Origin of the sequence: Granulicella sp. dw_53 (assembly GCF_018449545.1) — a bacterium.
Lineage (GTDB): Bacteria > Acidobacteriota > Terriglobia > Terriglobales > Acidobacteriaceae > Edaphobacter.
This window is the reverse complement of sequence record NZ_JAAVUR010000004.1, coordinates 194386-210033: the sequence shown is the minus strand read 5'-3', so window position 1 is coordinate 210033 and position 15648 is coordinate 194386. Positions and strand designations below refer to the sequence as shown.

At 56.2% G+C, this 15648-nt stretch carries 10 protein-coding genes and 1 riboswitch; of the genes, 3 read left to right on the top strand and 7 right to left on the bottom strand.

The window, feature by feature from the left end:
• Position 1: 1 nt before the first annotated feature.
• The 4 genes from HB393_RS08290 to HB393_RS08275 form a co-directional block, all read right to left on the bottom strand.
• Positions 2-2416 carry a TonB-dependent receptor gene (locus HB393_RS08290; RefSeq protein ID WP_213804693.1) on the bottom strand — a complete coding sequence of 805 codons (2415 nt, stop codon included), beginning with the start codon at positions 2414-2416 and terminating at the stop codon, positions 2-4.
• A gap of 81 nt (positions 2417-2497) precedes the next feature.
• Positions 2498-2688, bottom strand: a riboswitch (cobalamin riboswitch).
• A 283-nt stretch (positions 2689-2971) separates the two neighbouring features.
• Entirely contained in the window at positions 2972-3160 is a 189-nt protein-coding gene (locus HB393_RS08285; protein WP_213804692.1) for a hypothetical protein, read from the bottom strand.
• Positions 3157-4326: a PepSY-associated TM helix domain-containing protein gene (locus HB393_RS08280; protein ID WP_213804691.1), complete on the bottom strand. Its 1170-nt coding sequence runs from the start codon at positions 4324-4326 to the stop codon at positions 3157-3159. Before HB393_RS08280 ends, HB393_RS08285 begins: the two co-directional genes overlap by 4 nt.
• Before the next feature lie 12 nt (positions 4327-4338).
• Positions 4339-7464: a TonB-dependent receptor gene (locus tag HB393_RS08275; RefSeq protein WP_213804690.1), complete on the bottom strand. Its 3126-nt coding sequence runs from the start codon at positions 7462-7464 to the stop codon at positions 4339-4341.
• 398 nt (positions 7465-7862) lie between these two features.
• On the opposite strand from HB393_RS08275, the gene HB393_RS08270 reads away from it, so the two are divergent.
• Positions 7863-10310, top strand: a complete 2448-nt coding sequence (locus HB393_RS08270) for a TonB-dependent siderophore receptor (protein WP_213804689.1) — start codon at positions 7863-7865, stop codon at positions 10308-10310.
• A 68-nt stretch (positions 10311-10378) separates the two neighbouring features.
• Here HB393_RS08270 and msrB read toward each other — a convergent pair whose 3' ends face one another.
• The 3 genes from msrB to HB393_RS08255 form a co-directional block, all read right to left on the bottom strand.
• Positions 10379-11002, bottom strand: a complete 624-nt coding sequence (msrB, locus tag HB393_RS08265) for a peptide-methionine (R)-S-oxide reductase MsrB (RefSeq protein ID WP_213804688.1) — start codon at positions 11000-11002, stop codon at positions 10379-10381.
• A gap of 46 nt (positions 11003-11048) precedes the next feature.
• Positions 11049-12791, bottom strand: coding sequence for a cytochrome c biogenesis protein DipZ (locus HB393_RS08260; protein WP_213804687.1), 1743 nt, complete (start codon positions 12789-12791; stop codon positions 11049-11051).
• Positions 12792-12891: 100 nt separating this feature from the next.
• Positions 12892-13395: a GAF domain-containing protein gene (locus HB393_RS08255; RefSeq protein WP_213804686.1), complete on the bottom strand. Its 504-nt coding sequence runs from the start codon at positions 13393-13395 to the stop codon at positions 12892-12894.
• A gap of 50 nt (positions 13396-13445) precedes the next feature.
• Between HB393_RS08255 and HB393_RS08250 the strand changes: the two genes are divergently transcribed.
• Together HB393_RS08250 and HB393_RS08245 are read left to right on the top strand one after the other, a co-directional pair.
• A complete protein-coding gene (locus tag HB393_RS08250) occupies positions 13446-14357 on the top strand; it encodes a LysR family transcriptional regulator (protein WP_213804685.1) in 912 nt (303 codons plus the stop codon).
• Positions 14358-14485: 128 nt separating this feature from the next.
• Entirely contained in the window at positions 14486-15646 is a 1161-nt protein-coding gene (locus HB393_RS08245) for an NAD-dependent formate dehydrogenase (RefSeq protein WP_213804684.1), read from the top strand.
• Positions 15647-15648 lie beyond the last annotated feature (2 nt).

Sequence of the window (15648 nt, the reverse complement as noted above, 5' to 3'; positions counted from 1 at the left end):
TCTATCTCCTAAACCGGACAGTTGCGTAGACGCTGATTGGAGCGCCGGGATAGACCTGATTCTGGTAAAGACCGGCCGGAAAGTAACGATGCCGATTGAGGAGATTTTCTGCGTTAAGACTTACGTCGTAGGCTTTGTGCCGATAGGAGAGTGCTCCTTGAAACGTGGTGAAACCACCGAGTCTAAAGGTGTTCGCATTGTCGATGAAGCTGGCACTCAGATATCGCATGCCCAGGCTGCTACTGACTGAGTACCGCCAGGTCTTAGTTATCCAGAGATTTACCGCATGGCGTTGTGTGAAGTCGGGCCGCTTGCCGGTGAGGTTGACCGCTCCGTTCGACGTCAGATAGTTATCGAAACGCGGAAGAGAGTAACCATAGTTGGCATTTATTCGGACGGCATGGCCCGGGTTGACTGTTGCGTCGAAATCAACCCCACGCGAGGATACCTGTCCGGCCTGATCGAAGAGTCCTCCGGTCAGGCCTATGGCTACGTTTTGACGCGTGATCTTGTACAGGGCGGTGCTGAGATTGATCCGACCGTCGGTGCTGTGCCAGCGGTAGCCGACCTCATAGCTTTGGCCCGTCTCTGGAATCAGTTGTTTGCCGTCGGCGGATATCGAGGTCACCGGATTGAAGGCGCTCGCTGCAGTAAAGTAGCCATCTTGAGCTTTGGTCAACGAATAGAGTATCCCTGCACGATAGGTGTAGGCGTTCTGGGCGATCTTTGAGTCGGGCGTCCTGCTGGTGGCGCGTCCGTTGTTCCAGGGGTCGTTGTGGGAGCTTCTCCGATAGCCGTCGAGTCTGCCACCTGCGTTGATTCTCCAACGATTGCCCAAGGCGATTTGATCTTGCCAGAAGAGGGCGTTTGTCTTGATTGCGAAGTAGTCGCGGCGACTTATAGGGAAGGCGCTGACTGGAGTGTAGTTCTCCTGGAGTGAGAAGATGTTGATGTTAGGGGCGGCCACGCTGCTGGCTGCGCTTCGATCGGTGTAGTTGTAGTAGTCTTCGTACTCGTAGCCCGTAACCAGAGCATGTTCTGTCCCTGCGAGACGGAAGTGACCTAATACGTCCGCGAGGTTCTGCTTGGGACGGCGGTGGTGCTTGAAGTAAAGGAAGGTGCGCGCTACTTCGTTTGTCGCCGGTAGATAGGTGAGCGTCTCGGCGGTGTAGTACTGATCGTCGAAGTTGCGATAGGCGAAATTATTACGAGCCTCCCAGCGCTCTGACAGGTTTACGTTGAGGCGTACCTCGGTTAGTCCATCTGTGCCTAGTTCAAAGTCTTGTGGAGTGTCGAATCTCGTGCTGAGGTTGTATCCGGGGATCGAGAGAATAGCTGCCGGGATCCCGGCATCGGTTTTGAAGTGGTCGTGATTGTATTGCTCCGAGACGGCGACCTGTCCACAGTTGCCCAGTAACAAGGTTAGATTTGGCGATGCATTGATTCTTCGGGCTCCTGCACCACGCCATCCATCGCTATTTTCGAAGCTGGAGTCGACGCGGTAGAGGAGCTTGTCTTGATTGAAGAATTGCCCAGCGGCGCCGCCTGCGACTTGATGAGTTCCGAAGCTGCCGCCGCGATACATAAGATCCATCGTGGGGGTCGCCTGTGGCTTCTTATGAATGATGTTGATGCTGCCACCCAGGGCTCCGGAGCCATAAAGGATCGAAGATGGTCCTTTCAAGACCTCTACACGATCTACGCTGTTGAGTTGTGTGTTCAGACGGTTTCCTTCCAGCCTCATGCCGTCTGACAGGACGACGTTCAACTGCGAATCAAAGGAGCTGAAGCCGCGGATGGTGTAGTACTCGTAGACGCCGTAGATCTTCTGAGCCGTAACTCCCGAGGCGTTTCGCAGTGCGCCGACCAAGTCGTTTATGCCCTGTTCGCGCAGTGTTTGTGAGGAGATGGTGCTGACCTGTGCGGGGATTTCGTTGTCTGGCACATCCATACGGGATGCTGTCGCTTTGCTCTCGCTGGTGAACACGGATATTTCAGTCGACATTCCTTGAGGAGACATGCGGATATCTAGCTGCTCGGATGCAAGGGCTATGTCGATGGAACGCTTTACCGATGCGAAGCCCTTCGCGTCGATGAAAAGATCGTACTTGCCGATGTCCAGCGATTCGATCGCAAAGTGGCCGTCATCGCTTGTGGTGACTTGCCGCTCGGGGCCGTGCTGACCTTTCAGGCGAACGGATGCACTGATGCCCATACCCTGGCTGTCGCGCACTGTACCGAACGCGCGGGTTGAAGGCTGTTGAGCTTGGGCACTTAGGTAGCAGGGAAAAGAGAGGACGACGCAGAGCGATGCGATTAGACCTGTGCGGCGCAACCCGATTATGAGGAGGAGCTCGAACAACGATGGTGATTGCTTCGAGCTGAATGAAATCGCTGTGAGTTTCTGGCGTAGCATAATGCACCTCGCAGCGTAGAAAGAGGCACAAAAGCTCACAACAGGATGAGCGATCGCTTCCCGTGTCCACGCGGAAAAAGAATCGAATAGATAATCCTGGGTAGGTCTCCTGACTTACAGGTGAGCGATACGTTGCTCAGACTCTCTTCCTTCCCCGGTTGCCCGAGTGGACGATTGAAAGTCTTCTCCCTGATTACAGTGGCGGGACCATGCCGGACTTACACCGGCTTCCCTTTTATGCCCTTGCGGGCACCCAAGATGTTTTGCTGAGAATAGCACGACGCGAACAAAAAGCAACACATTGTGGTGTGGATTCAAATACGCCGAGGTCTAGTGGCGACAGTGTTTCGGCGGATACTCCCCTAAAGGAGGAATTCTGGCGATTTTGGAGTGCATGATTCAGCGCCATCGTGTAGACGGCACCGAGAAAGCCAGAGAGAACTGCGGCAGGAGAAAGACTAGCGATTGGAGAAGTGATCATGGGAATAGCATCTTCTAATGAGAATCATTTTGCAATAGTGATGATTTGCAAGAAGCCAAGAGAGCTATCTTTTCCTAAGTCTTCTGATAACTTTTCACGACGTAGGCGATGATGACGCAGAGCGGAATAGCGAGTGCGCACCATGAGGCTGCATCCCAGAGGCCGTTGCCGAGTAGAGCGGAGAGCAGGCCGTAAAGGGTTATAGCGGCGAGGATGATAGCGGCGCAGTAGACCTTGAGGAAAGGGAAACGACGTTGGGTCATGCGTGTGCTCTCAGGCTGGCTGGCCCGGTGGACGATTCTTCTCTATGAACCAATTTATCCAGCTCGTCTTCTACGGGCGTGCGTCTTCGCGAGAGCCAGAGATAGATGCCACTGAGCAGGACGATGATCGTTGCAACATCGAAGAGTGACCAGATGACCTTCAGAGGGAGCCCGCCGTAGTCGCCGAAGTGTAGTGGGCGAGAGACTTCCAATGTGCGGATGTACCAGGGAAAGGGCTTCGCCATTGCGACCTGGCCGGTCTCCGCGTCGACCAGGACTGGAGTGAAGAGACGTGAGGTTACAGGCGTGCGGCCCTTGGTGTAGACGAGGAAGTGGTGGGCTGTGCTCATGATTGGATTGGGGAAGATGATGCCGGTTACTTTCATCTGTGGCAGTGCGCGGCGGGCGGCGTCTGCGGCCTGGTCGGGTGTGATTATCTTTTGCGCTGGGGGCTTGTTTGCATAGGATGCGAGGAGTTGAGGAACTGCGGTCGCTCTCCACATGGCGAAGAGTGGCGTGGAGAGAGCGTTCATGACTCCAGTTGCTCCTACGATGAGGGCCCAGCAGAGCGTGACGATGCCCAGAAGATTGTGAAGGTCAAACCAGTGAAGGCGGCGCGATTGCTTGCGTCGTAATGTGCCGAAGTCGAGCCGACGCATAAATGGGCCGTAGACGAGTGCACCTGAGATAAGTGCGATCACGAAGAGAAGCGCCATTGCTCCCATAAAGAGCTCGCCCGGGACTCCTGCGAAGAGAGCACGGTGCAAGAGAAGGAGCTTGTCCATCAGGCTCTCGCCGGGTTGGCTCGATGTGACGTTCGCGGCTGTGTAGGCATCGAAGGCGAGCAGCTTGCGCGATTTATCCTGCGGAGTTAATCCTGCCGACATGCCTACGTTAATTTGCGGCTCGTCCTCTTCCATCGTTACGAAGAGGGTGCGCAAGGTTGGGTTTTGTTGCTTTGCTACGGTGACGGCGCGCTCGAAGGAGATGGGAGGAACTTCAACCGGCGGGCCGGAGAAGTGGGTGGGGCTGACCCAATGATCGATTTCGTCGTGAAAGATCAGGGGCAATCCCGTCAAGCAAGAGACCAGCAGGAAGAGCGTACAGAGTAAACTCGTCCACTTATGGAGCCGGTACCATGTACGAACTCTTCGTGCTGAGATCATGCGAGCGTCTCCTTAGAAGTGCAGTTTGAGGGCGGCCTGCATGGAGCGAGGACCTCCCGTTTGATAGAGCGAATTCAAACCGCCAAGCTGGCTGTTGAGTGTGCCCGACGTTGTTCCGAAGAGGCCCGTTTGGGATAGGTTGTTGTACACCGCTCCGTAGATCGGATGATTGAGAACGTTGAAGGCCTCCATGCGGAAGAGAAGGCCGAAGCGCTCGTGGATGGGGAAGTCACGTTGTACGGCGACATTTGCCTCTACCGCGTCATAGCCGCGAACAGAGTTTCTTCCCGAGTTTCCTTCGACGGGGACGCCGCCGGAGGTTGCGGTCGTGAAGGCCCCGGGGTTGATACGACGGCCACTTGGGACGGTTGGGTCGTGCAGATAGATCGGTGCGCCTGGGACGACGTTGGGATGATACGTAACTTGCAGTGCGCTGCCTGCCCCGATTTGCTGAAAGCCAATGAGATCAATTGGCAGGGCAGAACGCGCCGTAACGCGTGTGACGAAGGACCAGTGTTTGAGCGCGGCCGCGGCGAAGGGATTGCCGTAGCTTCCAGGGACGTCGTAGGTCATCGCCAGTTGGAAGTTGTTGCGGATGTCATAGTCGGAGGCTGAGCGGAGTTGGGTGAAGACCGAGGCGTTGTTGGTTGCATCGTCGATGGAGTGCGACCATGTGTACGAAGCCAGAGCCTGCAAGCCGTGGGAGAGACGGCGATTGAATTGAACTTGAAAGGCGTTGTAGTTCGACGCTGCTCCGTTGTTGGTGAGGAGAAGATAGGCGTTTGGCGTGAAGTTCGTATTACCGAGGTAGAAGGGAAGGTATTGCTTTGCGAGGCAGAGTTGTCTTCCGAGGGAGGCGACGTAGCTGAGTGTGAGTGTCTGGTTCTGACCCAGCGCCTGTTCTACTGCTGCATTCCACTGCAAGCTGTAGGGAGAATTGAGGCGGGGATTTGGTGCGTAGACGCTTGCGCCGTAGGGAGCAGAGGTGTTCGGAGCGGGAATCGCATCGATCTGTGCCTGCGTGAGGGGGAATGCGATGCCCGAGGGAGTAATGGTTGCAGAGGCGCCCAGCCCACTGTAACCGTTCGAAGCATTGGTCGTTCCTACGTCGAAGAAGAGGCCGCCGCCGAGACGAAGGACGGTTTCGTGTCCTGGTCCCTGGTGCACCTGATAAGCGAGGCCAAGGCGAGGCGCTACATTGCCGTAGCGGGTTTGCCAGAGCTTCGTTCCTTTGGCTGCTACTTGCGCCGTGGCGGGATTGGCAGTCGTGACGCCGTAGGGATCGTTGCCTGCGTCGTCGTGCGGTGCGGGGTTTACATCCCAACGCAGACCCATGGAGAGGTTGAGGCGGGGTGTGACCTTCCACTCATCTTGTGCGAAGGCAGAGTAGTTCTGATAGACAGGGCGCATGGCAGCAGAGTACTTCTGGGCGACGATGCCGGACATGGAGTTCGAGTAGATCTGGCTCAACGCGGTTACGTAGGCAAATTCATAGAGCTGAGGGCGCGACTCCGAGGTGATGAGACGGCGGTAGTCCACACCGAAGCGAAGAGAGTGACGGCCAAGTGCGGTTGAGAAGGTATCCACCACGTTGATCTGCCGTTGCCGCGTTGCGGCAGGAGCGATGTACATGCGAGCCCGAATGTCGTAGAAGAAGTTGAAGATGAAGGTGCTGCGGGTGGGGTCTACGAAGCCGGGTAGGTCTGTGAGAGCAAATGGCGTTGCGCCGCCAAAGTTATCAGAGGACTGTGCTGTGTCTGCGTCGTTTGCAGTGAGGTTGAAGCGCAGATCATTTGTCGCGAGCGCCGAGAAGATGTTGGTCGCGCCCAGCGTAATGAGCCTGGTCTTGCCCTTTGATGCGGTAACGGTTGCGAGGTCGCCGGAATCGCGTGTCGTGATGGACGAGGGCGTGTAGGCTGCGCGACCGAAGATCTTGAAGCGCTCGCTGAAGCTGTGGTCGAGACGGAGGCTGCTGGCGTCCAGCTTGCTCGGGCTCGAATAACCAGCGGTGAATGTAGCGAGGCCGTTGCCGCGATCGGGACCGTTTGGCACTGGGTAAGAGTTGAAGATCTTGCGAAGCTGTGCAGAGATTGCAGGGTCCTGACGAATGGTCAGATTGGGTACGCCGGTGAGCGCTGCTGCTACCGGCGTGCGCAGGCGAAGGCCTTCGTAGGAGAAGAAGAAGAAGGTCTTCTCGCGACCGTTGTAGAGATGAGGAATCCAGACAGGTCCGCCGACGGTGCCGCCAAAGTCGTTCTGCCGCTCGGCAATACGCGGAAGGCCGTTGCGCTTATTGAAGGTGTTATTTGCGTCGAGCGCGTCGTTGCGTAGATAGTCATAGGCCGTTCCATGCAACTGAGACGTACCGGAGCGCGAGACGATAGAGAACTGACCGCCGGGAGTGCGCCCGCACTCTGCTGAGAAGGAGGATGTGGTTGCGCGAAACTCCTGCAATGCGTCTACAGAGAGGAGACTCTGTGTCGTTCCGAGCACGGTCTGATTGGGTGTGGTTCCTGAGAAGCCTCCACCGAATCCGATACCGCTGGGCGAGGCGCCGGTGTTTGCCGCCACTCCGTCGACGGTGAAGTAGTTTCCTTCGGTACGCTGGCCGTTTACGGTGAACTCGCCGCTGTTCCCCGGGCCCGAAGATGGCACAACAGACACACCTGGAACCGCTGTCAGAAGGGATTGGAAGCTACGACCATTCAGCGGAATGTTGTTGACGAACTGACGGTCGATGACGGTACTTACGGTTGCATCCGTCGTGTTGATCTCAAGGCCGCTTGCATCGACTGTGACTACTTCGCTGGTTCCACCTGCATGGAGCATGACGTCGAGGTTGATTTTGCCAGCCACTGCGATGGTCGCATGATCGACGATCTGGCTTTGAAAGCCAGAGGCGGTAACGGTGATGCGATAGAGACCAGGCTTGAGAGCCGAAGCTGCGTAGAACCCGGAGTCGTTGGACTGCGTCACGATCGTTTCTTGCGTCTGTTCGTTGAGGATCTTGATCGACGCATGGGGGATGACCGCTTTGCTGGGGTCTGAGACGACGCCCGCGAGTTGAGCGTTCTGCGCGAGTAGGAGAGGAGAGGTAAGAACAAGGGAAGAAAATAGTGCAATACGCGAAATAGGCAAGGCCTAGCCACCTTTCGTGGTGCTGTGGCCGGCGTTCCTCCGGTCGGAGAGGATGGCCGGCCCTGGTTGTCGATCTCGGGGCCATTGCGGAGCTTCGCCAAAAGACAACCGCAGGGACCTTTAAAGGTTTCTATGAACTACTTTCAAAATACGACAAGATTGGTCCTAGTTCAAGTCTCTCGCTGTCCTGCAAGCCAGACCGTAAAGTTGACACGGGTTTTGAGCAATTCGCGCGGTATTTCTTGCGCCGATACGGCATGGATGCTTCTTCAATTTGACTCGGACTAGATTGGTCCGATATATATACGACCATACAAGTCTTATATATCGCAGATGACGGAATCCTAGAGCAGGAGATAGCTGTCGCTGCGAATTTTGAACGATATGGAAGGCTTTCGATGCAATCACATTGGTTCCGTCCCACGCTATTTGCTGGCATTCTTCGTGTCAGCTTGCTTATGTTTCTCCTTCCCTTCGTGGCGGATGGCCGCGCGTCGGCGGAGGAGGAGACCATCTCCTCCTCTGAGGCAGGAACCACGGAAGATGCGCCAGTCGCCTGCACCAGCCAGGCCGATGCTCCGCTCCGCAGGCTCTCCGGCTCTGTGGCGGATCTTACCGGCGCACGCATCGCTCGTGCGCAACTCACGCTGGCATGTGGAGATTTTCAAACGACGGTGACGACCGACTCCGATGGGACCTACTCGTTTTCGGTTCCAGCCGGCGAGTACCGTGTGCTTGTCGAGGCACCGCACTTCGGGAACCTCAGCCAAGATGTAACGGTCGAGAATACGGCGTCTGGAACAGAGCTGAACCCGGTGCTGCGGGTTGGCCATGTCGGGAGTACGGTCACGGTTTTGGCCGGAAATGAGTATGCTACGACGGAGAGCAGCGGGGGCACGAAGACCGAGTTGCCGTTGAACGAGGTGCCGCAGGCTATCAGCGTCGTCAACCGCCAGTTGATGGATTCGCAGAACGTCGTGAAGCTTGACGATGCGCTCAAGAACGTCGCCGGGGTCATGGCAGGCGGGTATTACGACGGCTGGGACTACTATCGCATCCGCGGCTTCGATGCCTCGTTCAACACGTATATCGACGGTCTGCGCGGTGGGAATGGCGTGATGGAAGAGACCTGGGGTTTGGAGTCGGTGGAGGTGTTGAAGGGGCCCTCTTCAGCGCTCTACGGCCAGAGTGTTCTTGGAGGGCTGATCAACATCGTTACGCGCAAGTCTGTGCCAAATAACTTTGCCCATGTGCAACTGACGGCGGGTTCCTTCGGCTTTGTCGATCCTGCGATCGATGTCGGCGGTTCTCTCAACTCCTCGCGCACTGTCTACGGACGCCTCTCCGCGCTCTATCACTCGTCAAATTCATTTGTGGACTATGCCTATCGTCATCGCTACTACTTCGCTCCGTCGCTTACCTGGCGGCCTAGATCGTCGACGTCGCTGACGCTGATCGGGCGCATCCAACGGGACAATGGCCGTCAGGGAATGCCGCTGCCGGCCATGGGAACCGCACTCCCAAACATCAATGGCCCGCTCTCGATTCACACGTACAACGGGGAGCTTGAGGCCCATGCCAATCAGCTTGCCCAGGCAAACCAGCAGTTCGGGTATCAGCTTCGCCACAAGCTCAGCGAGAACGTTACGCTACGTCAGAACAGCCGCTTCGCGTGGTACCAGCAGGACTGGAACAGGATTTACTATCCGGGATTTCTTGATGCCGACCAGCGCACACTGTACCGCTATCCTCTCAGTTGGCATGGCCCATGGCAGACGCACGAGGTGGATACCAGCATGGAGGGTCATGGCAGCTTTCTAGGGATGGAGCACAACGCTTTGCTTGGCGTGGATTTCTATCGCAACCCTTCTTCGGCGCTCGGCTACTCCATTGATTTCTCGGATCTCTCGCAGTATGAGCCGCTGGATCTTTATGCTCCCGTCTATGGCGCAAATCCGGTGCGCCCGCTTTCTCTGTACACCAGCAGCAACACTGTGACACAGTACACGGGTATCTACCTGCAGGACCACATCCGACTGCCGCGGCATGTCACTGTGACAGCCGGAGGCCGTCTGGACCTTGCGAAGAACGAGATCAAGGGCTCGCCTAATCAGAATGGAACCGGCCTTACTCCGCGTCTCGGTGTTACCTGGCTTGCCATTTCGTCCACTACCGTCTATGGGAGCTTTAGTAAGTCGTTCATGCCGCAATCGGGTCAGGTCTTTGACGGTTCTACGACCGGCATCTACATTGCGCCGGAGCGCGGGCAGCAGTGGGAGGGTGGAGCGAAGTCGTCGCTGTGGGGAGGACGTGTGACGACCACGCTTGCTTTCTTCCACCTCAATCGAAAGAATGTCGCGACCACCGATCCAGATCACCCGAACTTCTACCGCGTGACGGGCGAGCAGCGCAGCAGAGGCGTCGAGCTTGAGGCGGTGCTGCACCCGCTTGCTGGCTGGAACGTGACCACGGCGTACTCCTATATCAACGCTGAGGTCACACGCGATACGAATCTTGCTGCCGGTACACCTACGCTCAACGCACCGAAGAACATCTTCAATGTGTGGACGACCTACGAGGTTCCGCGTGGTGTTGTGCGGGGTCTCGCTCTTGGTATTGGAGGACGGCACTATACGGATCAGGCTGGCGATCTGGCTAATACGTTCCAACTGCCTGGCTATGGCATCGTCGATGCGTCTCTCACCTACCATCATGGACCAGCGCAATGGCAGATCAATGCGAACAACATCTCTGACGAGCGCTACTACAGCGGTTCCTATGACAGTCTCTACGTGAAGCCGGGAGAGCCCCGCGTCATCCGCGGGACCGTGTCCTGGAACTTCTAGTACTTCCGATGTTGGATACGATTCTCAACTTAAGAGTGCAAGCGGCTTCTCTATCGATTGACGAATGCTTAAGCGAGCTTTGCGAAACGCATTGAGGCCGAGTTCATGCAGTAGCGAAGTCCGGTGGGGCGGGGGCCGTCGTCGAAGACGTGTCCCAGGTGAGCGGCGCATCGCCGGCAGGAGACTTCTGTCCGATCCATTCCTAAGGTGCTGTCGGTTTTCTCTACGACGTTTTCCTTGGCGAGCACTTGCCAGAAGCTAGGCCAGCCGGTGCCGGAGTCGAACTTCGTCTCGGAACTGAAGAGTGCCGTGTCGCAGCAGATGCAGCGGAATAGACCGCGGTCGTGGAGATCCCATGAGTTGCCGGTGTAGGCTCGTTCGGTGCCTTCGTGACGGGCTACCTCGTAGGAGATTGGGGATAGCTCATGTTTCCACTCGGCGTCCGGCTTGGAGACTGTCGGCACGGTGACTTTGCCCGTCGACTTTCCATTTGCCCCAAAATCAACGATCGTGACTGTCGCGGGAAGGGAAGAGCTCTTCCCGCTCGCCTCTGCGGCGATGAGTGGCTTTCGGAGAGACCAGATCGCGAGGGCGCCAATTGTAGCCGCCGAGGTTGCAAGAAACATGCGACGGGTCTGAAGCTTGGTGTCCGCCGATGGTGATTCTTTCGATTGCTTTGCGAAGTCACTCATAAGTGAACCTCTTTCCATAGATTTGACGTTCTTTAGCTCCCAACGTTTAACCGAACGTAAAGGCATAGGCCTGGGCTCCCGGTGCGAGAAACTCGATGCGAAAGGTTCGATCTGAGATATGGGTTTGCTGTCTAATCAGTTGATAAAGCCTGTTTTCTGTGATGAAGCCGTAGCCCTCCGCATCGGTATCGACGCCGTGGTCTGAACCGGGTGCTTTGCCGTCGATGGTGACGCGGAAACGGATAGGAGTGCCGGCTTTGGCCGGTCCGAGAACCAGATGAAGGTCTCTCGCGTGGAAGCGATAGGAGATGCTGGCACCGGTTGTAAGCGATTCTGCAATCTGGCTGCCGTCGTTCCACTTACCAGCGAAGGCCCATTGATTCAATGTGAGCGAGGAGGGAAGGCGATAGAGTTGCGGAGCATCATGATTTAGGCCGCCGGGTGATGCGAAGTTCTCTGCTCGTTCATAACCGACATAGGTTTCGGGCGACTTGATCTCGTCCATGTCGGGCGCAGTTTCCGCGCCACTTGCCGCAACGCTCGCGGCAGAGTTGGGGAGAGGTTTGTGGTTGGCCTCTTCCAGGAGCTCTCGAATCCATTTTTCCGACTCGTCGTAACTTCCTTCACCGAAGTGGTGAAAGCGGATCTTTCCCGTCGCGTCGATGAAGTAATGCGCCGGCCAATACTCGTTGTTGAAACTTCGCCAGATGTTGTAATCGTTATCCATCGCGACCGGGTAGGTTACGCCGAGGTCGTGAACCGCTTTGCGGACGTTTGACTCGTCCTTCTCGAACGGGAATTCCGGAGTGTGGACGCCAATGATGACCAGGCCACTGTCTTTGTACTTTTGATTCCAGGCCTTGATGTATGGGAGCGTCCGAATGCAGTTAATGCAGGAGTAGGTCCAGAAGTCGACGAGTACGACTTTCCCGCGAAGAGACTGGGAGGTCAGAGGAGGGGAGTTGATCCAGGCGGTCGCTCCAGACAAGCTGGGTAGCATGGTAGGAACTGAGTCCGATGCGTTATCTGAGATATCGATCGTCTGATTTGCCGTGACTCTCTTTGGGCCGTTGGCAGGATGGAAACGGTCGACCAGGCGCTGTTCGAGGCCGCCTGTACTCGTCAGCGATAGACGGGTAAGGACTCCGCGATCCAGGCCAAAGGCTACTGCGACGACAGCGGCCAGAACGGCCACTCCTAGGATACGGCGAATCCATTCTTCAGCGCCAAGCGAACGCTTCATAGCGGCGAAGACGCGGCCTCCGGCAAATAGAGCCACAGCGAGCGAAGTGGCTGCCCCGGCGGCGTATGCCAGAAGGAGCAGCGCTGTGTGCGTGCTCGCTCCGCCCAGCGCAGCGCCCGTGAGGATGAGGCCCAGAATCGGCCCAGCACAGGGCGCCCAAAGGAGTCCAGTACCGATTCCCAGGACGAATGAGTTCAGGACGGGAGATCCAGAGTCGGAGTTGCTTGAAAGCCGATTGCCGAATTGCACGATGGGACGGGAGAGCCGCTCTGCGAGCGAGGAGAAGAGGAGCGTCAAACCGAAGATTCCAAAGAGAATCAAGGCCGCGATCCGGCCTAGTTGATTCGCTCGGACTGCCCAGCCTCCACCTACTGTCGCGAGGCTGGCTATGAGTGCGAAGGTGACGACCATTCCGATGAGAAGCGGCAGACCACTTTTGCGAAAGGGTTGATCGGAGCGCGCGAAGACAAAGGGGAGAACCGGGAGAATGCACGGGCTCAGGATGGTGAGGACGCCGCCTAAATATGCGAGGAAAAGCAGAAGCATGATGCTCACCAACTCCTTCGGCAACTGCAGCCACCTGAGACCCGGCGGCTTCAAACATCAGACTCCCAGCGTCTGGAAAGGATACGGATTTGGCGAAGTTTTAGTTTTGGTTGATCTCGCTTGGGTGATTTTCGACATAATCTCCGACGATGCGGGCTACTGCTTCCAGCAGGTCACGGTCAGCAACAGCGAAAGCTGCAAGATTGTGGCTGTCGATGTCGATTTCTCCGATAATTTTTCCACCCGCATGGATTGGGACCACAATTTCGGATTTGGTCTCGATCGAACAGGAGAGGTAACGCGGATCGAAGCCTACATCGTCGACGATGACCGTCTCGCCCGTCGCAACAGCGGCACCGCAGATGCCCTGGGATACCGGAATGCGGACGTGGGGCGTCGGATTACCGACGTAGGGACCTACGACTAAAGTTTCAGGGTCCTCGGGGTCGAGCATGTAAAAACCCGTCCAGGAGTAGTGCGGAAGGCTGTTCGCCAGTATCTTGACGATTTGCTCTTGGAGGACTGATAGGGAAGAAGCATCAGATGCCTTGGCGTGGATTTCGGTAAGGACTGCTGCTCGGTCCGGATGTCTGTTCTTCGTCATAGTTCCCTGCTGTAGCGAAATTATATGATTTAAATCGATATGGGTATCGCATGATTCTTCGGCATCTCGAGTTTTTGACTGCACTGGCACGAGAGCGGCACTTCGCCCGAGCCGCAACTGCTTGCAATGTCTCGCAATCTACACTTTCCGCTGGAATCAAGCAGATGGAAGAGAGTCTTGGGGCTCTGCTCGTCGAACGTGGCCAGCGGTATGTAGGCCTCACCTCGGAGGGGTTAAAGGTTCTGGAGTGGGCGCAACATGTCATGACGGATTTTGATGGGCTACAACAATCTCTCGCAGAGATGCGCAGCGGATTAGGTGGGCAACTCAAGATTGGAGCGATTCCTGTGACGCTGCCGATTATCTCGCTGCTTACCACCCCGTTTGCGAAGTTACACTCTCATACGACGATGATCATTCGTGCGCTGACCTCGATCGAAATTCAAAGAGGGCTGGACGATTTCAGTCTCGACATTGGCGTGACCTATCTCGACAACGAACCTCTTGTGCGCGTCCGCAGATTGCAGCTCTACATCGAGCGATATGTTCTTCTCGCAAGGGAGAGCGAGCACCTGAAGAATCGCGAGACCATTTCGTGGTCGGAGGCCGCCGCATATCCTTTGTGCCTTCTGACATCCGATATGCAGAATCGCCGCATCCTGGATATGCATTTTCGTGAGGCTGGAACCGAAGTTCATGCGGTCATCGAGACAAACTCTCTGATCACGCTCTGGTCCCATCTTCGTTTCGGAGACTGGGCTACGGTTGTTCCGCATTCGTTTCTTCCGCTCTTGGGTGAGATGAATGGGTTGAGAGTTCTTCCTCTTGTGGAGCCGAACGCTGCGCACGCGGTAGGTCTGGTTGCATCCGACCGCGATCCGTTGCCTCCGGTGGCACGGGCATTTTTGGATGTGGCGAAGCAGTTTGATTTGAGACGCGAGATTGCTCGCAGGCTCGATTAGAGGGAATTTTACAGGGCAATTCACATGTCTGCGATTGTGATCGGAGTTATCGATTGACTCATCGAAGCAGTTTGTTTGACCGTCGTTGTTCCGGCTTGAGAGTGTTGCTTCTGTAAGTGGAGGAAGCAATGGCAAAAATACTTTGTGTTCTGTATGACGATCCAATCACCGGTTATCCAAAATCCTATGCACGCGCCGACGTCCCGAAGATCGATCACTACCCAGGTGGTCAAACGGCACCAACCCCCAAAAAGATCGACTTTACACCAGGCGAATTGCTGGGCAGCGTCTCAGGCGAGCTTGGACTGCGCAAATATCTTGAAGGTCTGGGCCACACGCTTGTTGTGACTTCGGACAAGGAAGGCGAAGACTCCGTCTTCGAACGTGAACTTCCCGATGCCGAGATCGTTATCTCCCAGCCCTTCTGGCCTGCTTACCTGACGCCGGAACGAATTGCAAAGGCAAAGAAACTCAAGCTGGCCGTAACTGCGGGTATCGGCTCCGATCACGTCGATCTTGAAGCTGCTATCAAGAATGGCATCACGGTCGCGGAGGTCACCTACTCGAACAGCATCAGCGTATCCGAGCACGCCGTTATGATGATTCTGTCGCTAGTGCGGAACTATATCCCGTCGTATGAGTGGGTGGTCAAAGGCGGCTGGAACATTGCCGACTGCGCCGAGCGATCCTATGACCTCGAAGCCATGCACGTCGGAACAGTCGCCGCCGGCCGCATCGGGCTTGCGATATTGAAGCGTCTTAAGCCATTCGATGTGAAGCTTCACTACTTTGATCAGCATCGTCTTCCAGAGAGCGTCGAGAAGGAACTCGGCCTCACCTTTCACCCGAGTATCGAAGACATGGTCAAGGTTTGCGATGTCGTCACCATCAACGCTCCGCTGCATCCCGGCACACTCGATCTCTTCAACGATCAGTTGATTGCCAAGATGAAACGCGGCGCGTATCTCGTCAATACCGCTCGCGCCAAGATCTGTAACCGCGATGCTGTTGTTCGCGCTCTTGAGAGTGGACAGTTGGCCGGCTACGCGGGTGATGTCTGGTTCCCGCAGCCCGCGCCAAAGGACCATCCGTGGAGGACGATGCCTCACCACGGCATGACTCCCCACATCTCGGGCACTTCGCTCTCGGCGCAGGCACGCTATGCCGCGGGGACGCGAGAAATTCTGGAGTGTTGGTTTGAAGCTCGGCCCATCCGCGATGAGTACCTCATCGTCGATGGCGGCAAGCTAGCCGGAGCTGGTGCTCATTCCTACACTGTCAACAAATAACT

Coding starts and splice junctions, on each gene's coding strand:
- HB393_RS08260 (WP_213804687.1), bottom strand. CDS start 12,791: ATGCTTCTGCTTTTCCTCGCATATTTAGGCGGCGTCCTCACCATCCTG.
- HB393_RS08285 (WP_213804692.1), bottom strand. CDS start 3,160: ATGACCCAACGTCGTTTCCCTTTCCTCAAGGTCTACTGCGCCGCTATC.
- HB393_RS08280 (WP_213804691.1), bottom strand. CDS start 4,326: ATGATCTCAGCACGAAGAGTTCGTACATGGTACCGGCTCCATAAGTGG.
- HB393_RS08255 (WP_213804686.1), bottom strand. CDS start 13,395: ATGACGAAGAACAGACATCCGGACCGAGCAGCAGTCCTTACCGAAATC.
- HB393_RS08250 (WP_213804685.1), top strand. CDS start 13,446: ATGATTCTTCGGCATCTCGAGTTTTTGACTGCACTGGCACGAGAGCGG.
- msrB (WP_213804688.1), bottom strand. CDS start 11,002: ATGAGTGACTTCGCAAAGCAATCGAAAGAATCACCATCGGCGGACACC.
- HB393_RS08290 (WP_213804693.1), bottom strand. CDS start 2,416: ATGCTACGCCAGAAACTCACAGCGATTTCATTCAGCTCGAAGCAATCA.
- HB393_RS08245 (WP_213804684.1), top strand. CDS start 14,486: ATGGCAAAAATACTTTGTGTTCTGTATGACGATCCAATCACCGGTTAT.
- HB393_RS08270 (WP_213804689.1), top strand. CDS start 7,863: ATGCAATCACATTGGTTCCGTCCCACGCTATTTGCTGGCATTCTTCGT.